This is a genomic window from Pseudomonas sp. RC3H12, assembly GCF_018596375.1.
Taxonomy (GTDB): domain Bacteria; phylum Pseudomonadota; class Gammaproteobacteria; order Pseudomonadales; family Pseudomonadaceae; genus Aquipseudomonas.
Genome location: NZ_CP075595.1, coordinates 661,664 through 682,812, shown reverse-complemented (window position 1 = coordinate 682,812; position 21,149 = coordinate 661,664). Strand labels below are relative to the sequence as shown.

The 21,149-nt window shown below is 65.1% G+C and carries 10 protein-coding genes; 4 read left to right on the top strand and 6 right to left on the bottom strand.

Features of this window, described 5'->3' with window-relative positions:
* Nucleotide 1 precedes the first annotated feature (1 nt).
* A complete protein-coding gene (gene mnmC / locus KHO27_RS03165; RefSeq protein ID WP_214501168.1) occupies nt 2-1,972 on the top strand; it encodes a bifunctional tRNA (5-methylaminomethyl-2-thiouridine)(34)-methyltransferase MnmC2/FAD-dependent 5-carboxymethylaminomethyl-2-thiouridine(34) oxidoreductase MnmC1 in 1,971 nt (656 codons plus the stop codon).
* Between the two features lie 62 nt (nt 1,973-2,034).
* On the opposite strand, the gene KHO27_RS26305 is transcribed toward mnmC, so the two are convergent.
* Both KHO27_RS26305 and ptrR read right to left on the bottom strand, forming a co-directional pair.
* On the bottom strand, nt 2,035-2,163 hold the full coding sequence (locus KHO27_RS26305; RefSeq protein WP_256206021.1) for a PA1414 family protein: 129 nt from the start codon (nt 2,161-2,163) through the stop codon (nt 2,035-2,037).
* A gap of 124 nt (nt 2,164-2,287) precedes the next feature.
* Nucleotides 2,288-3,181 carry a putrescine utilization regulator PtrR gene (gene ptrR, locus KHO27_RS03160; RefSeq protein WP_110698023.1) on the bottom strand — a complete coding sequence of 298 codons (894 nt, stop codon included), beginning with the start codon at nt 3,179-3,181 and terminating at the stop codon, nt 2,288-2,290.
* A 107-nt stretch (nt 3,182-3,288) separates the two neighbouring features.
* Between ptrR and KHO27_RS03155 the strand changes: the two genes are divergently transcribed.
* From KHO27_RS03155 to KHO27_RS03145, 3 genes are all read left to right on the top strand, one after another.
* Nucleotides 3,289-4,452, top strand: a complete 1,164-nt coding sequence (locus KHO27_RS03155) for an MFS transporter (RefSeq protein WP_214501167.1) — start codon at nt 3,289-3,291, stop codon at nt 4,450-4,452.
* 67 nt (nt 4,453-4,519) lie between these two features.
* Nucleotides 4,520-4,822, top strand: a complete 303-nt coding sequence (locus tag KHO27_RS03150) for a type II toxin-antitoxin system RelE/ParE family toxin (protein WP_214501166.1) — start codon at nt 4,520-4,522, stop codon at nt 4,820-4,822.
* Complete coding sequence (locus tag KHO27_RS03145; protein WP_110698019.1) at nt 4,815-5,120, top strand: addiction module antidote protein; 306 nt, start codon at nt 4,815-4,817, stop codon at nt 5,118-5,120. Before KHO27_RS03150 ends, KHO27_RS03145 begins: the two co-directional genes overlap by 8 nt.
* A 64-nt stretch (nt 5,121-5,184) precedes the next feature.
* On the opposite strand, the gene KHO27_RS03140 is transcribed toward KHO27_RS03145, so the two are convergent.
* The 4 genes from KHO27_RS03140 to KHO27_RS03125 form a co-directional block, all read right to left on the bottom strand.
* Nucleotides 5,185-6,111, bottom strand: a complete 927-nt coding sequence (locus KHO27_RS03140) for a DMT family transporter (protein ID WP_110698017.1) — start codon at nt 6,109-6,111, stop codon at nt 5,185-5,187.
* Nucleotides 6,112-6,202: 91 nt separating this feature from the next.
* A complete protein-coding gene (locus KHO27_RS03135; protein ID WP_110698015.1) occupies nt 6,203-6,607 on the bottom strand; it encodes a transcriptional regulator in 405 nt (134 codons plus the stop codon).
* Between the two features lie 116 nt (nt 6,608-6,723).
* Entirely contained in the window at nt 6,724-7,116 is a 393-nt protein-coding gene (locus KHO27_RS03130; RefSeq protein ID WP_139672906.1) for an SMI1/KNR4 family protein, read from the bottom strand.
* Between the two features lie 19 nt (nt 7,117-7,135).
* Entirely contained in the window at nt 7,136-20,932 is a 13,797-nt protein-coding gene (locus KHO27_RS03125) for a hemagglutinin repeat-containing protein (protein WP_214501165.1), read from the bottom strand.
* Between the last annotated feature and the right edge of the window lie 217 nt (nt 20,933-21,149).

The following is a 21,149-nucleotide window of genomic DNA, read 5'->3' as shown; positions in this document are numbered from 1 at the left end:
CATGTCCGACACCCTCCCCCCCACACAGGCCCAGATCGACTGGGATGACCAGGGCCGTCCCCACTCCCGGCAATACGATGATGTCTACTTCGCCATCAACGAAGGCATCGACGAGACCCTGCATGTGTTCATCGAGCAGAACCACCTGCGCCAGCGCTTCGCCGAGCTGCAGCCGCATGCATGCCTGGTGATCGGTGAAACGGGTTTTGGCACCGGCATGAACTTCTTCTGTGCCTGGCAACTGTTCGCGGAGCTTGCGCCCGCCGAGGCGCGACTGCATTTCGTCAGCGTCGAGAAGTACCCGCTGGCCCGCGACGACCTGGCCCGCGCCATGCAACTGTGGCCGGAGCTGGCCGCCTTCACCCAGCCGTTGCTGGAACAGTACGTGGCGATCCACCCAGGCTTCCAGCAATTCAGCCTCGCCGGTGGCCGCGTCACCCTGACCCTGATGATCGGCGACGCGCTGGAACAGTTGCCTCAGCTCGATGCCCGCATCGACGCCTGGTTCCTCGATGGCTTCGCCCCGGCAAAGAACCCCGACATGTGGACGCCGGAACTGTTCGCCCAGCTGGCGCGGCTGTCGCACCCCGGCACTACCCTGGGTACCTTCACCACCACCGGCTGGGTGCGTCGCTCGCTGATCGAGGCCGGCTTTACCATGAAGAAAGTGCCGGGCATCGGCAAGAAGTGGGAAGTGATGCACGGGGTCTACAGCGGTGCGCCGGCCACTGGCGCACCACCCTGGTACGCACACCCGACACCCGCATCGGGGCCACGCGAAGCGCTGGTGATCGGCGCCGGCCTGGCCGGCAGCGCCACCGCCCAGAGCCTGGCAGCACGGGGCTGGCAGGTCTGCGTGCTGGAGCGCCACGACGGCCCGGCCCGGGAGGCCTCGGGCAATCCACAAGGTGTGCTGTACCTGAAGCTTTCCGCCCACGGCACCGCCCTTTCGCAGATGATCCTCGCCGGCTTCGGCTACACCCGCCGCTGGCTCGAGCACCTGCAGCATGGCCAGGACTGGGAGGCCTGCGGCGTATTACAACTGGCTTTCGATGACCAGGAGAACGCGCGCCAGGCCAAGCTGGCCGCGGCCTTTGACAACAGCCTGCTACAGCGCCTGGAGCGCGCCCAGGCCGAAGCCATCGCCGGGGTCGCGTTGCCCAGCGGCGGCCTGTACTACCCCGAAGGTGGCTGGGTGCACCCGCCTGCGCTGTGCCAGGCCCAGCTGGACCACCCGCGCATCCGCCTGCTTACCCACGCCGATGTGCTCGAGCTGCGCCGTACCGATGGCCTGTGGCAGGCCTGGGAGGGTGAACGCCTGTTGGCCAGCGCACCGCTGGTAGTGCTGGCTGGCGCCGCCGATATCCGCCGTTTCCCGGCGTGCGCCGGGCTGCCGCTCAAGCGCATTCGTGGGCAGATCACCCGCCTGCCCGTGACCGAAGGCAGCCGTGCGCTGCGCACCGTGGTCTGTGCCGACGGCTACGTGGCACCCCCGCGCGGGGACGAGCACACCCTTGGCGCCAGCTTCGACTTCAACAGCGAAGACCTGGCACCGACTGTGGCCGAGCATCAAGGTAACCTGGCACTGCTCGATGATATCTCGCCAGACCTCGCCACCCGCCTGTGCACCGCCGAGCTGGACCCGGCGCAGTTGCAGGGCCGGGCGGCGTTTCGCTGCACCAGCCCGGATTACCTGCCCATCGTCGGGCCGATGGCCGATGTCGAGGCGTTCAACGAGGCTTACGCCATGCTGGGCAAGGATGCGCGGCAGGTACCGGACGTGGCCTGCCCGTGGCTGGAGGGGTTGTACGTGAACAGTGGGCACGGCTCGCGCGGCCTGATCACAGCGCCGTTGTCTGGTGAGTTGATTGCGGCGTGGGTCACTGGTGAGCCGCTGCCGGTGCCCAGGGCGGTGGCCGAGGCGTGCCATCCCAACCGCTTCGCGCTGCGTCGGCTCATCCGCGGCAAGTAGCGCGCCCATTGAACGCAAAAGGCCGCCGCATCGATCGGATGCGGCGGCCTTTTGCCGGGTGCTCAGCGCCGACGCGGCTGGCGCTTGCGCTGTTCTTCGTCGGTCGGGATCGGCACCGGCTGCAACGGTGGCGGGAGCAGGCCCAGGGCGACAGCGAGGTCATGGAGCCAGTTGTACATGCGTTCGTTCATATTGCCCCCTTGACGGGTCAGCCTCTCGGTCAATCAATCTTGCGATGCGTCATACAGATCATAGTCCGATGTCTTGTATTGCGCATGCCTCTGCTTTTACAGATATGGGCGATTCTGACCCGGATCAAGCGCAGATGGCAGCTTCCGACGGTCGGTCAATCGTTTCGCTTTGTTGCAAATCAATCCAGGCCTGCAGATTGGCCCCGCGTTTGCCCTGGCGCCACATCAACCAGGTCATCGCGTGATCGAACGGTGCCTGCAATCGGTGGGCACGCACCTGGTCGCGCCCTGGCAGGCTGTCGAGCATCGACTGCGCCATCAAAGCCACCCCGGCCCCGGCGATCACGCAAGCCAGCATGCTCTGGTAGGACTCGATCTCCATCACCCGGCCCATGGGCGTGTGGGCATGGGCATACCAGGCTTCCAGACGCATGCGGTAGGAGCAGCCCTGGCGGAAGGTGAACACCGCCTTGCCGGCGACATCCCTGGCGCTGTGCACCACCGGGTGCTCGGGGCTGGTGATCAGTACCAGCGTTTCCTCGCACAGTGGCACGCCATCCAGCCCGGCCAGGTTGAGCGGGCCGTCGACCAACGCCGCGTCCAGCCGATGGCTGAGCACGCCTTCGAGCAGTTCGGCACTAGGCGCCGCCTGGACCTGCAGGTTCACTGCTGGATAGGCCTGGTGATAACGCGCCAGCAGCGCCGGCAAGTGGATTGCCGCCGTGCTGTACATGGTGCCCAGCACGAAATCTCCCGCTGGCTGGCCACCCTGCACCGCCGCGAGCGCCTCGTCACGCAGGTTGGACAGGCGTTGAGCATAATCCAGCAGTACCTTGCCAGCCGGCGATAACTGCAAACGCTGGCGCTCGCGCAGGAACAGTTCCACCCCCAGTTGCTCCTCGAGCTGACGCAGACGTGTCGACAGGTTCGAGGGCACCCGGTGCAAGCGTTCGGCGGCGCGGGTCAATGACCCCTCCTCGGCCACGGCCTGGAAGATGCGCAGTTGGCTGAACTCCATGAGATTCTCCAAAACAGAACAACTTCATCATCATTATTCAATTTTATTGAAAGTCAATGCACCCTACCCTGCCATCCATCGCATCCCCTTCGTGCAGGAGATTTTCCATGTCGCCCTTCGTGCAACTGCTGGCCAGTGCCGTGGCCCTGATGATGGCCATGGGTATCGGCCGCTTCGCCCTGACCCCGCAACTGCCCCGGCTGATCGCCGAGGGCCAGTTCGACCTGACCGCTGGCGGCCTGGTCGCCGCCGCCAACTACCTGGGCTACTTCCTCGGCGCGGTGGACGCCATGTTCGCCCGCCAGCCACGCCAGGTCCGCCTGCGCCTGCATGGCGGGCTGTGGCTGTGCGTATTGCTGACCCTGGCGTCGTGGGCGGCCGACGGGTTCTGGAGCCATTTGCTGCTGCGCTTTGGCACCGGCGTGGCCAGCGCCTGGGTGCTGGTGATGATCGCCAGCCTCAGCCAGCAACTGGCCAGTGCCCATGGCCGTCAGCGCCTCGGCGCACTGGTGTTCGCCGGACCCGGTGTCGGGATTGCGGTGACAGGCTTGCTGGCCTTGGCTGCGCACCTGCTGGAGCTGGATTCGGCGGCCCTGTGGCTGATTTATGGGGTCGCCGCTCTGGTCATGCTGCTCGCGGTGCTGCCGTGGCTGCCGCGAGCGCTCGAACCCGTCACCTTGCCCCTTGGCAGCGACCGCGGCCCCAACAATGGCATCGGCCGGCTGGGCCTGGTCTACGCGCTATACGGGATCGGCTACATCCTGCCGGCCACCTTCCTGTCGCAGATGGCCAGCCAGCAGTTCCATGGGCAATGGCTGGCCGACCTGTTCTGGCCGGCGTTCGGCCTGGCCTCGGCGCTGGGTGTGATGATCGTCAGCCTGCGCCGCCCGGGGCGCACCTCGACCTGGCTGAGCATCACCCTGTGGCTGCAAGGGCTGGGGGTACTGGCCTGCCTGCTGGGGGGCGGCGTAGGCCTGGCATTGGGCGTGCTCCTGTGCGGCGGGCCGTTCCTGGCCTGCATGCAACTGGTGATGCAGCGCTCGCGGGAGCTGGCGCCCCATGCCACGCAGCGCAATGCCGGGATGTTGACCGCTTGTTTCGCCCTTGGGCAATTGAGTGGGCCGCTGCTGGCGGCGTTGAGCAACCACTACAGTGCCAGCCTGCAGCCTGCCTTGGTGCTGGCAGCGACAGGGCTGGCCATGGCTGGCGTGCTGGTCATCACGGGAAACCGCAGTTTGCAGGGCTGCCCATCAAGAACCCGAATGGCCTGACAGGGCTGCAAAAGGTCGAAACCATTTGCAGCCTTTGCCATTGTATTTTATAAACTACATTCACTCGATGAAAACCATCGAATCCAGCAGTTTCAGGCATTGGCTGATCGGGCTTCGGGATGCCACGGCAAGGGCCAGAATCGTCGCTCGTGTCAACCGACTCAAGGAAGGGCTAGCGGGTGACGTTTCACCGGTCGGCCATGGCATGAGTGAGCTGAGAGTCCATTACGGCCCAGGCTATCGGGTGTATTTTCACCAATACGGCGATACCTTGATCATCCTGCTTTGCGGCGGCGACAAAAGCAGCCAGCAACGGGACATCAAGGCAGCCCGGCAGATCCTGCAGTCGTGGAGGATGCAAAATGACTGAAACGTTCCATGAGTTCGACGCCGCCGCCTATCTGACTTCCCCGGAAACCATCGCGCAGTTCATGACCGATGCATTGGAGACAGGGGATGCAGCCTACGTAGCAAAAGCCGTGGGCGTGGTGGCTCGCGCCAGGGGCATGAGTGAACTGGCAAAGGAAACAGGCCTGTCTCGCGAGCAGCTTTACCGCTCGTTCAGTGAACACGGCAACCCAACGCTCAAATCGTTCCTGACTGTAATGAAAGCGTTGGGAATAGACATGGCTGCCAGACCCCACTTATCCCAGCAAGGTGTAGGCTAGGCGAAATGCCTTGCCGGTCCTGTGGCATCTAATACCTCAAGGACCGGCACTTGCTTGCGCCCTGTCATCCCACCAGTTTTCGCAACTGCTGCCGCACCCACGCCTCGGCGCTGACCATGATCACCCCGAGCAGCACCATCACCGCGCCGATCACGAAGTTCAGGCTCAGCGGCTCGTCCAGCAGCAGCACACCAAAGGTCACCCCGAACAGCGGCGTGATGAAGGAAAACACCGCCAGGTTCGAGGCCAGGTACTTGCGCAGCAACCAGAACCAGGTCAGGTAACTCACGAACGACACCACGATCCCTTGGAACAGCACACTGCCCACCGCCAGCGGGGTCAGCGAGAAGTCAGCGATCTGTCCACTCACCAAGGCGATCAGCACCAGCCCGACAAACCCCACGGCCAGCTGGTAGAACAGGGTCAGGGTCGCTGGCGCCTCGGACAACCGCGAGCCGCGCACCACCACCGTGGTCGCGCCCCACGCCAGGCCCGCGAGGATCGCCAGCGCGTCACCAAGCAGCATGCGCCCATCGAGGTGCTCCAGGGAAACACTACCCGCGAAGGCCAGGGCAATCCCTGCAAACGCCAGCAGAATGCCCAGCCACTGCAACAGCCGCAGCCGCTCGCTGGGCATCATGAAATGCAGCCCCAGGGCGGTGAAGATCGGCGCGGTGTAGAGGAACACCGACATATGCGCCGCCGAAGTCAGTTTCAGCCCCTCGGCGATGAACAGGAACTCCAGGCCGAACAGCGCGCCGGCCAGCAGCCCGGCACGCCAGGTGCTGCCGACCTGGTTCCAACCACCCCGGAAGCACACCAGCAAGCCGACCAGTACCGCCGCGATGCCATTACGAAACGCCGCCTGCATGACCGGTGCGATATCCACCGCGGCGGATTTGATCAGCACCTGCTGGCAGCCCCAGATCAGGCACAGCCCCAGCATGACCTGGAAAGCAAAAGCGTCGGGGTTCTTGCGGACCGCGGTCATGGGCGGCCCCTCTGCGGGTTGAACAACATGGCAAGGCTCGGCGGTGAGAATGGATCCCGATTATCGGGGGACCGGCCTTGCCGATGCCAGTCTAAATTGACCCGCCGGCTATCTGCGCCTTGGCCGAGACACGCTCGAAGGTGGCTTCGTCCAGGGCATCGGCCTGTTCATCGAGCACCTGGCGCGGATGTTCGAAGCCCGGAATGCTGCTGTCGATCAGGCTGAGCAGGCGCGAGCCGCGCGGGCTGAGGACGAAATTCTCGCCATTGCCGCCTTCCGCTTCAGGCCGGCTCTCGATAAAACCGCGTTCGAAGAGGATCTTTTCGTACTTGCAGGCCTGGGCCTTGAGCTGGTTCAGATCACCCGGCGCCTCGCCATCGGCGGCCAGCGCGGCGGCATGCTGCTCGGCATAGGGGCGCGGTGTAAAACTGTGACCGGCGCCGTTCTGCACTTCGTGCAGCAAGCGTTCGATCAGGTCCCAGTCGTATGTGCTCATGGGGTAAGCCTCCTGCTGTGGACAAGTAGGTACACAGCGTGGGACTGACAGAGGTTGCCAGGTGTTCCATCAAAACCACGAACCCGCTCATTGCTCTGCGCAGCGCGCCCTGCAGGTTACAAGTCGTTCAGCATTTCACGGATGTATTCGGAAAAACTGTCCGCAACCTGATGAGCCTCACGGCTCACCGGGTCGATATCGACGACCACCCAACCGTTGTTCGTGTCAAACCCTGAACAGTATCCCTGCAGGTCATCCCCGAACAGCAGTATGCCTTCCAGGGCGTTCTCCCCATCCTCATCGTAGACCTGGTCAGGCGTAAGCAGGCCTTCGTACAACATATAGGCCGCCTCACCCACTTCCCCCCATCCAAGCTCCCTGATGAATGCCAGGTAATCAGCCGGCACCTGCGAATGGGCGCCAGCCAGCGCCGAGAGCACCTGCGCTTCGGCGGTCGCCAGTTTGGAAAGGGGGCCGGACACCTTGTCCGGCTGTAGATCGTCATACATTCCCATTCACCCTACCCTCTTATCGTGATGTGAAGATTTCCCTGCCCACACTGTCTTTCCCATGGATGCCACCTTGATGCTGGTCGGGGAAGCGTGCCGGGTGCATGTTCCACCATTCGTTAGGTCCGCCGAACCCACTTTCGATGATGTGGTGCGCATCGTAGGGCTGTCCGGCCTTGCGCACCACCTTTGTCCCATCCTTGCTCATCACATTTTCGGTGTAGCGGGGCCACGTCTGGCCTGTCTTGGTTTCCCACTGGCCGATCAGCTCGTCCTTGATCTTGTTGAACTCGCGTCGGTGTTTCTGGGTTTCCTTGGGCGTGAGCTTGGTGTAGTTCTTTTCCCGCAAGGCATTTGCCAGGTTGTCGCGTTGCTCGGCGGTGACTTTCAGGCCCGTGTGCGCCTCCAGCTCATTGAGATAACGCCGTGCCTGGCTGGAAAGCTGGGTGAACGCCGATGCCGGCCCCTTGGGCGGCCCCTCGCCGGCAGGAGGCTCGTGCGGCTTGCGGGTGTCCGGCACATCCAGGTGAGAGCCCGGCCCATTGCTTCCTTCATGGTGGGTGCCGCCCTTGCGTCCTGGTATGGCGCCCATGATCACGCTGGTGATCAACTTGCCACCGCCAATCAGGAAGTCGCCGCCTTCCTTCTTGTCGAGGTCGCCCTCTCCCTCCATGCGCTCGGCAATGTACTTGCCAACCTTCGCCACGGCCTCCTCGACCTTAGCATTGAAGTCCTTGCCCAGCTCCGTCTGGTCGATCACCTGGCTGACAGCCATCTGAATGACAGCCTTGGGGCCTTGCAGCATGGCAATTGCCACGGTGACCGCCTCGGCCGCATCCGGATGCGCACCCAGGTACTCGTTGATGGTAGAGACGTAGGTCAGTGTCCATTGGACGCTGTCGCGCTCCGCCGTGACATGCGTTGTATCAAGCTCAAGAGCCCCCAGTTTTCGCTCGAGCTCCCGGGTGAAATCCTGCGACTGCTCGAACACATGCTCAAGATTGTTGAGCTGCTGCAATACCTGGGTCTGGAAGTCTTCATTGCCCATCAAGACCATGGCATCGCGTGGCGACATCCCTGCCAGGATCAACGACTCGAGGGTGTTTTCCGCCAGCGCCCGGCCCGCGACCGCGACAGCGCCGCTGTCCATTGGCCGCCCGGTCATCCGCTGGTAACGATTGACCAGAGCGTTGAGGGCATTGCCGGCCTGTTCGAAGTTCTTCAGCGCCGTCTTGTCGTAGTCGAGCAGCCCATCGCTCCACTTCTGTAGCGTCTCCTTGGGATTGAGCACATCGTTCAGCGAGCTGTCGGTCACATAGAGATCGGTGCGCGACTCCTTGTCCCGCGTGATTTCGTAGGCTTTGTCGAGGTCACGGTTCAGCCCGACGGTGGAGTCCTGGCCGCTCTCGGCGTCCTTGCGCACAGTGATATCACCTGCACCCACGGTGGCACGGACGGTCTGCTCACGGTCCTTTTCATACTCCCAGCCGCTGACGCTCCAGCTGGTCTGGTTCTTCGGACCCTTCTCGTCGTTACCTGCGTCTGCGGTGACCTTGCCGTTGGAAGGATCCTGCTCGGCACTGGCCGAACCCTTCTTCCAGCTGCCACCCACATTCAGGTAGTAACCGTGCTCCTTGTCCTTGCCGGCAATGTCGCTGAAGCCCAGGGTGCCGGTGTCGAGTTTGAGATTGCCGTTGTCGGCGGCGATCAGCGCACCGTCGAGCTGGGTGTGGTTCTCGGTGCGGATATCGATCTTGTCACGCCCGGTGATGCGAGTCTGGTCCTCGACCCACTCGGTCTTGCCGGTGGTCTTGCCATAGCCGACCGACCCACTGACACCGGCGCCCGGGCCCACGGTGACAGTGGCATTGATGTCGAACTCCTTGCCCTTGACCTTGCCAGTGTCGATGGCCGAGGCCACGTTGAGGTCGCCACCGACACGGCCAATCACTTCGTCGCCGCGTACCTGGGCGCCCTTGATGTTGGTGTCCTTGCCGCTGGTGAACTTCAGCTGGTCACCGGCATACACATAGGCTTGCTGATGACGCTGGGTTTCACGCTCCAGGTCGCCCTTGCCCATGTTGACGCTGGCGTAAACGCCCACACCTTCCGAGCCGAAGGTCAGGCCGACCTCGCCACCGCCGCTATGACGGTTCTGCTCCTGCTGGCTGTCGTTCTTGGCAGCCACGATGTTCAGCTCATTCCCCGCGTTCAACTCCACATCGCGACCGGCCTTGACCTGACTGCCCACGATGTTCAGGTCATTGCTGGCATCGAGCTTGATGTTGCCCCCGGCCTCCAGCTGCGCAGGCGTGGAGGTACCCTGCTGGCTATCGGCACTGGCAGTGCCATGGCTGCCGCCGATGCCGACTTTGAAGCCACCGCTGGTGCCACCATGCACGCCGCCCCAGCTCTGCGACTGGTTGTTTTCCTGGCTGCTGCTGCCCTTGGCGACATCTATGTTGATATCCCGGCCTTTGATGTCGATGTCACGCCCGGCCTGGACCTTGCTGCCCTTGATATTGACGTCGTTGCCAGCCTGCATCTTCACATCGTTGCCGGCGTCCAGCGTCGAAGGCCGATTGCTCTGCTCCACGCTTTGCTGGCTGCTGGTCTGCTTGCTGTTGCCGATCTTGCCGTCACCGGTGGGGCCGGTGAAGAACTGGCCGATGGCATCCACGGTCTGCAAGGTGCTGGAACCCTTGCTGACACCATCCTCGCCCTTGCCGGTATTGCTTATCGCATCCTTGGTACTGCCGGCGTTATGTTTGATCGAGCCGCTGACCCCCTGGCTCTCATACTCGCGCTCCTGCTCCTGAATACGCGTGTCACGGCCGGCATCGATGTTGATGTCTCGTCCGGCGCCAAGGCTGATATCGTGCCCCGCCAGCAAGTCCGAACCGGTCTGGTTGATATCACGTCCAGCATTGATATCCAGGTCCTTGCCAGCCTGGATGCGACTGCCGGCAGCCAACTGCTCGCGCAGGCGGTCCTTGGCTTTCTCTTTTTCAACGCCCGCGAAGAAATTGGTACCGTTATCGTCGGTGTCCGAATGCAGCCCGACGCTGCTCGACTTGGACCACTGTGTATCGTCACGTTGGTTCTGCGCCGCAGTGATGTTCACGTCACGCCCGGCATTCAGGCTGACATTGCGTCCGGCATTGATGCCGCTACCGAGCACGTTGATATCGCGTTCCGCCTCCAGAGTGGCGTCGCGTACGGCGACCACTTGGCTGCCGACACTGGTGCTGCTGCGCGCTTCATGCCCGGAGGTCTTTGCCGACGCAATCGAGACCGAGGGGATCGAGACGTTTTGCACGCCCGGCAGCATCAGCGCTGTCGGCGACAGCATGTCCTTGACCGAAAGCGAGAGCTTGAGCTTCTGCTTGTACTCCTCGCTGCGGCTATAGGCGGTGTCGTTGGCCGACACCAGGTTGACATCGCCCTCGTCGTCCACCAACCCGGCGCGTAGCTCCACATCGTTGCCGGCATTGGCCTTGCTCGCGCGCAAGCGCACATCGCTGCCAGCCGCCAGGACAATGTCGTTGCCGGCATCGAGCTCGCTGCCCACCTGCGTGGCGCGGGTCTGCAGCTGGCTCTTGCCGCTCTTCGACAGGCCCAGGAAGCCGGACTTGGTCTTCTTGCTGAACTCGCCGTGTTCCTCGACGCCGGACAACACCGCCACATCGCGCGTCGCGCCAATCATGAGGTCGCCGCCGGCCTTGAGCTGGCTGCCGATCACCGTGACGTCGCGGCCGCCGTCCAGGGAGATGCCGCCATAGTCCTGCTTGCTGACGTTGACGGTGAGATCGCCACCCGCCTCGATCACCGAGGCGACGTTGGTGCTGTGGTAGCTCTCCTTCTGGTTCGAACTCTTGCGACCGAACGACCCCTTGCTCTTCTTGAGGTAATAGGACGCGCTTTCGTTCTGGTCGGAAGCGATGGTCAGGTCGCGCTCGACGTCGATGTCGACATCGCCCTTGCCCTTGACCTGGCTGGCGACGATGGCCATGTCCTGGCCGGCAGACAGCGACACGTCACCCCCGGCCTTGACCGTGGTCGAGACCTGGGTGACCTGGTCCTTGGACTGGGTGACCTTCTTGCTGCGGCTGAAGCTATGGGCTTCGTTGGCAGCGGAGGTCAGGTTCAGGTCCTCGCCTGCGGCCAGGGAGAGGTTGCGGCCCGCGTCGATCTGGCTGGCCACGGCGGTGAGGTCGCGGCCGGCGCCGATGCTCAGGTCGCGACCGGCGGTGACCGTGGCGCCGTGCTGCTGCACCGTGTTGTTGCGCTGCCGGTCGCTGTAGAAGCCTTCGCGCTCCTCGACCGACAGCATGCTGACATCGCGCCCGGCATTGAGGGACAGGTCGCCGCCGCTCTGGATCACGCTGGCGACGTTCTGGATGTCCTGGCCCGCCTTGAGGCTGAGGCTGTTCCCGGCTTCGATACGGGCGGCGTTATCCAGGTAGTCCTTGTGCTGGCTGGTGCCGCCGAAATGGGTGATGGCGCGCACCTGGTCACGCTGGTTGAGGATATCGCCATTGACCGCAGTCAGGCTCACGTCGCGCCCGGTGATGATGCCGCCGGCGCTGTTGCTCAGGTTGTTGCCGGCCAGCAGTTCCAGACGCTCTCCGGCCTGGATCAGGCCAGTGTTGACCAGGTTGTTGCCCGCGGTGGCGGACAGGTTGCGGCTGGCCTGCAAGGTCCCGACGTTGGTCAGGTTCTCGCCGGCGATCAGTTGTACGTCCTGGCCGGCGATCAACGCACCGTTGGGGGCCAGGCGGTTGTTGGCCTGGGCCAGGTAAAGCACCGGGACCAGGACCTCTTCGCCGTTGACCTGGTGTTTTTCCATCCACACGATGTCATGGGTCAGCGCCGCCACCTGGGAGGCCGTCAGGCCCACACCCAGGCTCAGCTGGAGCTGGTCCTTGCTGCGGATGGCGTTGTCCATCAGGTACTTGAACAGCTGATCGCCAGAGGTCTGGCCATCGATGAACTGCTGGCCGGTACGGGCCACCACCGCCTGCTGGATCAGGCGTTGCTCGTAGAGTCCATCACCCAGGCGCTTCCAGCTCTGGTCCGGGTCGTAGCCGAGGTTGCCGAGCAGATAGTCCGAGCTCATGAACTGCTTGAGGTCGGTGAGGACCGGGTTGGTCTCGATCAGGTACTTGTGTGGCTTGCTGGTGTACTGGCTGTCCGGCATACGGGTCACACCCGCAATGTCGGGACGCGCGCTGATCCCCAGGTTGCCGTTGACCGAAGGTTCCCGGGCATCGGCACCGGGATGTCGCGTCGCGCGGTTGACGTCGACCGGCGCGCCATTCGGTGCGTAGACACCGATGGCACTTGCGTTGCCGCCCACGGTACCGCCCTGATGGGCGATGCGGTCGATCTGCTGATGGCTCTGGTTCCCCGCACTGGCATCCACAGCCTGCAGCGCGCCGGGCTGGGCGCCTGGGGTCGACACCTGGCGGCCTTGGGTCAAGACTTCAGCACTGCCAAGCGTCCAGCTCGGGGCTGTACCACCTGCGCCACTGCCGCCCTGACCACTCAGGCGGAACAGTCCATTCTGCCCGGTGGGCAAGGTGAACCCACCCAAGGCGAGGGGGTTGACCTGTTGTTGTGCCAGGTCAGGGGGAAGCTGGGCATGAATATTGATGACCGTGCTGCCGGCAGCGCTCGGCAACTTGGGGTCGAACGCCTTGGCTGCCGGGCCACCGACCGTCAGCCCTTCCTGGATGACGCTGTTGATCACGTCCCTGGTGGCATTGATGCTTACCCGGCCACCCGCCTGTACAACGGCATTCGCCGCACCGACCTGGGTGTCATGCACGATGGTACGAGGGTCGAAGAACGTGACGCCTTGAATCTGCGCGGGCAGCGGCGCTCTCACATCAGGGTTGTATGCCGGCGCGATGTTCAGCGAGCCGATCGAGAATCCGTCAAACCAGCTCTTCCAGCCGATGACCGCGATGGTGTTGTAGTTTGCGGTACCGCCAAGCCGGGTATAGGGCGTGATGCGTGATTCGTTCCAGTTGGCATCCCACATTCGCATCGTGCCTACGACGTTCCTGCCGCCGTTACTGGTGTCCCTTTTATATTCCGGGTCATTGGCAGCGTTGTAACGCATCACTGCGGCAAAGTACGGCATGGCGTATTTGACCTTGTCAACGCCTGTCAGGTAGAACGACTTCAGCTCCGAATAGGTGCCCAGTGCCTCGCCCTTGTTGAGGAAGTTCTGCACATTGACCGTGATATCACGCTGGGCGGTGATCACCGAAGCCGAGTTCTCCAGCCGCCCCCCGAGCACAAACAGGTCGCGGCCAGCACGGATTGCCCCGGCAGGCGAGTCGATCTCGACCTTTCTCTCGTAGTACTCTTCGAGCACCATATGACCGGCGCCCGGCCCAGTCTGACGCATACCGATCGAGCTCCACTTCGGTGTGCCCGTGGTCTTGAAAACCTCCTTCCTGTTCTCGATGGCCTGCGCATTCAGGCGCATGTCCCCGGCACTCTCGAGGCTGCCGGAAATGTTCTCCACCTTGTTCGCCAGCCCGCCCGCGGCATTGCCGGCCACCGTCAAGCCACCCAGGCTGTAGACGTCGCCATAGAAGTTGGTCAAGGCGCCGGTATACAGCTGCATGTCCCCGCCGCTGAACAACAGGCTGTGATCGTTGCGCAGGCTGCCGGTGGTCACCCGCACCAACTGGTTGCCACCCAAAGTCCCCAGGTTGTTCACGCTACCGGCGTTGACCAGCAGATCGCCCGCCGAACTCAGCCGCCCCTGGTTGGTCAGCAGGCCCGCCACATTGATCGTGGTGTTGCCTACGCCCGTGATGCTGGCGTTGCTGCCCAGGTTCATCTGCGCTGCGCTCACCCCCAGGGTACCCAGGCTGTTCACCCGCCCATTGGCGCTGCTGTAGGTACCCCCCAGGTTGAGGCTGAGCGCGCCGTCACTGGCGATCAGGCCTTCGTTGCTCCAGTTGCCGCCGTTGCCCACCAGGCTGTCGAATGCCAGCAACTGGCCGCCAGCGGTCTGGGTGAGGTTGTTGACATTGACCGTCAGGCGCCCGGCCTGGATGGCGCTGCCGTTGGTCCAGCTGTCGGCGGTCAGGGTCAGGCCGCCGCGGGTGCTGAGGCTGCCGCCGGCACGGGTAAGGTTGGCGGTGTCGATGTCGAACACGCCCTTGCCGACGTGCAGCACCTTGCCACCGACGTTCTGCAGCAGGCCGGCGCCGAGGGTCAGGTCACTGTTGCCGATCTCCACCTGGCCATTGCGGTTGTCGAACAACCCGCCAATGGCGAACTGGCTCTTGCCGCTGGTGCCCAGTGCACGCAGTTGCCCCGCCTGGTTGTCCAGAGTGGCAGCCGTGATGGCGAGGGTACTGGCGCTTTCGATGATGCCGCCGCGGTTGTCCAGCGCGCCGCTCAGCCCGATATCGATACGCTGGCCGACCATCTCGCCGCGCGCGTCGCCACCGTTGAGCAGGCTGGCGCCGGTGACCTTGAGCAGGCCACTGGCGGAGATGCCGCCATCGCGGTTGTCCAGTTGCCCGGTGCGGATCACGGTATCACCGCCGAGCGCGGCGATGCGCCCGCCGTGGTTGTCGAGGCTGGCGCTCTGCACATCCAGGCTCAGCGCCTGGAGGATGCCGCGCTGGCCAGTGGCGTCGCTGCCGTTGCGCAGCACGCCGGTGGTGCGCACGCCCAGCGCCTGCTTGAGGCTGGCGAGGATGCCACCGCGGTTGTCAAGGGTGTCGGCGGTCACGGTCAACGCGCCGTCCTGGGCGATCAGCTTGCCGCCCTGGTTGTCGAGCAGGCCGCTGGCCTGCGCGGTGATTGCGCCCTTGGCCTGCACGGTGCCCTTGGCGTTGTTCAGGCTGGCCGCCTGCAGGCCTACGTCGCCCTGCTGGCTGTAGATCAGGCCATCGCCCGAGTTGTTGAGCACCCCGCGGCTGTCGAGCGTGAGCGGGCCATTGGCGGCCAGGGTGCCGCGCTGGCTGTTGTCGACGCTGGCGGCCAGCACCTTCAGCAGGCCCTGGCTGGCGATCTGGCCAGCCTGGTTGTCGACCAGGCCGGCGCGCTGGATCAGCAGGTCCTTGCCGGCGAACAGCTTGCCCTGGCGGTTGAGCAGCTCGCCGAGCAGGTCGAGGGTCAGCGCCCCTTGGGCGGCGAGGCTGCCGTCGGTGTTGTTCAGGCTCGCGGCGGTCAGGCCCAGGTCCTGGCGGGTGGCCACGCGGCCGCCGTGGTTGTCGAGAGCACCGGCGCTGATGACCAGTTTTTCCCCGGCATCGATCAGGCCGCCGTCATGGTTGTCCAGTGCCGCCGTGATGGTCAGCTGCTGGCCGCTGCCGCTGGAGAGGATGCCCTTGGCGCTGTTGTCCAGGCTGGCGGCCTTGACGTCCAGGCGTTGCTGGGCGACCAGCGCGCCGCCGTCGCTGTTGCGCAGCGCGCCGGTCACGGTCGCCTGCACGGCGCCGGAGCGGCTCGACAGGGTGCCCTGTTGGCGGTTGTCCAGGCTTTGGCCGGTCACGCTCAGGCCCTGCCAGCCCGAGACCAGGCCGTTGCGGTTGTCGATGGCGCCGCTGGTCATGGCCAGCGTCTGTTCGCTGATCAGCTTGCCGTCACGGTTGTCCAGCTCGCTGACGTCCAGCTGCAGGGCCTGGGCGGTGGAAATCTCGCCGCCCTGGTTGTCCAGTTTGGCCAGGTTGACCAGGGTCAGCGGCCCGGCGGTGGTGATCAGGCCCGCGCCGTTGTCCAGGTCGGCGCCGCCCAGGTCCAGCGCGAGGCTGCTGCCGAGCAGCTTGCCGGCGTGGTTGTCCAGGCCCTTGCTGGTGAGGGCGAGCGCGTCCTTGGCTTCGATGCGGCCGCCGTCGCGGTTGCTCAGCGCGCCGGCATGAATCTCCAGCGACTGGGCGCCGATCAGACCCTTGAGGTTGTCCAGGCGCTGGCTGACCCGCAGCAGCAGGCGCTGGTCGCTGAGCAGGCGGCCGTTGCCGTTGTCCAGTTGCTCGGCAGCGACGGTGAAGGCCTGGGCGCTGGACATCTCGCCGCCCTGGTTGGCCACGGTCTTGAGCTTGTCCAGCTGCAGTGACGGGGCATTGATCAGGCCGCCACGGTTGTCCAGGTGGCCATGGCCCAGGTCGAGTTTTACCGAGGTGTCGCTGAACAGCTTGCCGCCCTGCTGGTCGAGGCCGGTGACCGTGGCGGTGAGTGCTTCGCGGCTGCCCACGCGGCCGCCGTCGCGGTTGTCCAGCTGGCCGGCGTGCACGTCGAGGGTGCGGTTGCTGCTGATGCTGCCCTGGCGGCTGTTGTCCAGGTGGCCGGTGCTGAGGGTCAGCTGGCCCTTGCTGGCCAGCGCGCCCTTGTCGGTGTTGTCCAGGCTGGCGCTGGCCAGGGTGATGTCGCTGTCGCTGAGCAGCTCGCCGCCCTGGTTGAGCAGCGCGCCGCCCGTGGTCAGTTTCAGGCGGCCGGCGCTGTCCAGTTTGCCGGTGCTGTTGTCCAGGCTGTGCGCGGCCAGCACCAGCTGTCCCTCGGCGCTGAGCAGGCCGAGGCGGTTGAGGGCCGCGCCGGTCAAGGTCAGGGTCATGTCCCGCTGGCTGGTCAGGCGGCCACCGTCGTTGTCCAGGGTCAGACCGGTCAGGGTCAGGCCGGTCTGGGCCTCGAGGCGCGCCTTGTTGCGGTTGAGCAGTGCCTGTAACGCCAGGGTCATGCCGGTGCCGGCCACCAGCAGGCCGCCGTCACTGTTGTCCAGCGAGGTGCCAGTGACCGCGACAGCGGCCTTGCCGGTGATCTCGCCACCACGGTTGTCGATGCGGTCGACCTCCAGGGTCAGCGCGCCATTGCTGCCGAGCAGGCCTGCCTCGCGGTTGTCCAGCTCACCGCCCTTGATCCGCAGTTGCTCGAGGCTGATCAGCGAACCGGCGTTGTTGAGCAGGGTGTCGGCCTGGACCTCGCCCTGGCCTTTGCCGGAGACCTTGCCCTTGCTGTTGTCCAGCGTCCCGGCCACAAGGTTGAGGGCGGTGTCGCCCACCAGGGTGCCCTGGCGGTTGTCCAGGCGACCGTCGACGGTCAGCACCAGGCCGGCGCGGCTGCTGACGGTGCCCTCGCGGTTGTCGAGGCTGGCGGCATGCAGGTCCAGGCCCTTGGCCGAGACCAGGCCCTTGGTGTTGTCCAGCGCCTGGGCAATGCGCACCGTCAAGGCCTGGTCGCTGAGCAACTTGCCCTGGCGGTTGTCCAGGGAATCGGCCACCAAGGTGAAGCCTTGCGGGCTGGTGATTTCGCCGTTCTGGTTGTCGACGCTGCCGAGGTTTTTCAGCACCAGCACCGGGGCCTTGATCAGGCCATGATTGACCAGCGCGCCCTGGCCCAGGTCGAGCGTGATCGAGGCCTTGCTCAGCATCCGGCCGGCCTGTTGGTCGAAACCGCTGGCGGTCAGGTGCATGGCGCCATCGCTGTCGATGCGGCTGTCGCTGCCTGCGTTGTTGACCTGGCCGGCCTTGAGGGTCAGGCGGTCATTGCCGACCACATGGCCGCTGTCGCGGTTGTCGAGGGTGCCGGTGGCGATGTCCATGGCCCCCTGGGCGCCGACCTCGCCGGCGCGGTTGTCGAGGCTGGCGCTGCGCAGGTCGAGGGCGCCGTCGGCGGTGATCGAGCCACGCTGGTTGTCGACCTTGCCGGTGGTGGCCAGGGTCAGCTTGCCGGCGCTGCTCAGCTCGGCGTCGCTGTTGTCCAGGCTGGCGGCGCCGATGTCGAGGTCACCCTCGCTGGTCAGCAGGCCCTTGCCGTTGTCCAGCGCCTGACTCAGGCGCAGGCGTGCGCCCTGCTCGGCGGAAACACGCCCGTCGCGGTTGTCCAGGGTCTGGCCGTCGAGGGTCAGTTGGCCCTTGCCGCGCAGCAGGCCTTGGGCCTGGTTGATGACCTCGGCCACCGTCAGCGCCAGGTCGGTGTCGGCCAGGACCTGGCCGCCGGTGTTGTCCAGACGCTGCCCGGTGAGGCTGAGCGCCTTGGCCGCAGACAGCTCGCCGCCGCGGTTGTCGACGCTATCCACGGTCAAGTGCATGCCCTGCCCGGCGCCGACCACGGCGCCCTGGCGGTTGACCAGTGTGCTGCCCTTGAGGGTCAGCGTGCCGTCGGCGGACAGCTTGCCGCCCAGCTGCTCCAGGCGCGTGACCTGGCCATCGAGATCGCCGCCGCTGGTCAGGCTGCCGCCACTGTTGTCCAGGTGCGCGGCGACCAGGTCGAGGTTGCCCTTGGCGCCAAAGATGCCGAGCTGGTTGAGCAATTCACTGCCGCTGTAGCGGGCCCCGGCCTGGCCGCTGACCAGGCCCTGGTCGCGGTTGTCGAGGTGGTCGATGGTCAGTGTCAGTGCGCCGTCGGCCTCGATCTTGCCGCCGCGGTTGTCCCAGCGCTGGCCTTGCAAGGTCAGCAGGTCCTTGCCCACCAGGCGGCCACCGCGGTTGTCCAGTTGCCCCGCGTCGATATGGGTGGCGCCCACGCCGTTCACCAGGCCCTTGGCCTGGTTGTCCAGCAGCCCGCTGACCTTGGCGGTGAGCGTGCCGTCGCTGAGCAGCTTGCCTTGCTCGCGGTTGTCGAGGCTGGCGGCGCTCACCTTCAACGCCTTGTCGGCAGCCAGCACCCCTTGGCGATTGTCCACCGCCTGGGCGATGGCCAACTCCAGCGCCCCGCCAGTGACCGTACCCTCACGGTTGTCGAAGCTGCCTGCCGTTACCTGGCCGAGGTCAGCGCTGGAAATCTCGCCGTGGCGGTTGTCGATGGCTGCGCCCGTAACCACTGCCAGGCCCGACTTGCTGGTGACCACGCCGCCCTGGTTGTTCAGGGTCAGGGCGCGGATATCCAGGCCGTCGGCCGACACCAGGCCATCGAGGTTGTCGAGCAACTGGTCGAGGCGCACGGTCAGGGCCTGTTCGCTGTAGAACTTGCCGCCCGTGTTGTCGAGGCTGCGGCCTGCCAGGGTGAAGGCGCCCTTGCCGAAGATCTCGCCACGCTGGTTGTCGATATCGGCAATCTGGCGCAGGTGCAGCTGGTTGGCGGCGATCTTGCCGTCGCGGTTGTCCAGCCGGCCATGGTTCAGGTCCAGGGTCAGCGCGGTGACGCTGCTCAGGTGGCCGCCTTGCTGGTCGAGCCGGCCGACATTGACGCCGACTGCCTGGTTGCCGCTGATATGGCCGCCCTGGCCGTTGTTCAGGGCCTGGGCGGTCAGGTCGAGGGTGGCCTGGCTGGCGATCCGGCCGGAGCGGTTGTCGACCAGCCCCTGGCTGGTGACGGTGATGCCGTGGTTGGCCAGGACCTTGCCAGTGCGGTTGTCCAGGCTGCCGAGGTTCAGGGCCAGGGCATCGAGGCTGGACAGTTCGCCGGCCTGGTTGTCCAGATGGGCCCAGGTGGCGTTCAGCGCGCCCTGGCTGGTGATCTGGCCACGGTCGCCGTTGAGCAACTGGCCACCGGTGAGGGTCATGCGCCCGTCGGCGAGGACCTTGCCCTGCTGGCGGTTGTCCAGAGTCGCGGCGTTAACGCTGAGGTCGCGCCCGGCACTGAGGCTGCCGCCCTGGTTGTCCAGGCGGCTGCCAGTGGAGACGGTCAGGTCGCCGCTGGCAATCAGGCGCTGGTTGCGGTTATCCACGGCACCGGCGCTGATCTTCAGGTCGGCGTCGGCCACGCGCTCGCCATCGGCGTTGATACCCGCCTGGATACCGCCGAGGTTGCTCAGTTGACCAGCCGCGTCTAGTTGTACCGAACCTGCAGCGGTCAGCCCCTGACGGTTGACCAGCTCGCCGCGGCTGTCCAGCTGCAGTTGCTGTCCGGCATGCACCGGGCCCTGCGCATCGATAGCCGCCGCCTGTAGGCGTACATCGCCGGTGGCGCTGGCCTGGGCCATACGCAACTGGCCATTGGCCTCGAGCTGGATATCGCCGCCACTGGCGATCATCCGCCCGTCCAGGCGCACGCCGACCCCGGCCTCGGTGCCCACCAGCCTGACCGCGCCGGCATACATGCCGCCCAAGGCGCTGGAGTCGATGGCCAGGCTCGGCTTGGCACTGCCGTCGTCCTGGCGCGCCGTGGCCGCCAGGGTCCGCGCATCGACATCGTTGCGCCCGGCGACGATGGCCAGGTTGCGTGCCTGGATCTCGGCGTTGATTTTCGTGCTGCGGGCAATCAGCTCGAAGCTGTCGACGTTGCTGGCGTTGAGCCCCGCGCCTTCGATGGCGATATGGCCCTGGTCGACCTGGTAACGGCTCAGCTGGCCGTTCTCGAGCACCGGCTTGCCGGTGCTGAGCGTGGCCTGTGGCGTGTTGATGAAGCCGCAGCCATCGCAGGTGATGCCGTGGGGGTTGGCGACGATGACATGTGCCCCGCGCCCGGCCACTTCGGTGTAGCCGCGCAGCTGGCTGGCGTTGGCGCCGTTGACCTCGTTGAGGATGACGTTGGCCGCCGTGCCCTGCAGGTTGGGGTTGCCGAGGATGATGCCACCCAGCTGGGTGGCCTGGGTGCGGTCGATGGCGTTGTTGAGGATCAGCCCCTGCTGGCCGACGTTGTAGTCACTGAACTGGTTGTGCGACAGGCCGCTGCCGTTGGGCGCGGCGATATTGACGATGGGCACGCCGTTGCCCGCCTGCCCCAGGCTGGTGCCCGGGCCGCTGACCACCACGCCTTCGGCGGCCTGTGCCCACAGCGGTTGCCAGAACATGGCGTTGGCCAGCAGCAGCGCCAGGCCGCGCTTGGGCAACCCGCAGAACTGCTCGCGCGGCTGAATTTTGGCCGAGCGTTGGCGGGCCAGGAAGGCAAACAGGCGGACGTCCATGTCAGGTCTCGCAAATCAGGCGGTCAGGTGCTCATGCTTGCCAGCACACCGGTAAGCATTAGCGAAAAAGAGCGCGAGATACTATTTCGCCACCATGGAAGCGTCAAATTAATATCGTCAAAAAATAGTAGCCGTATGACGGCACCTGTTCCGCCAGTCGCTCGCGCTGAACTTCCGGCCAGCCAGCGACCTCCACCGCACGAATCGACTGACAAGG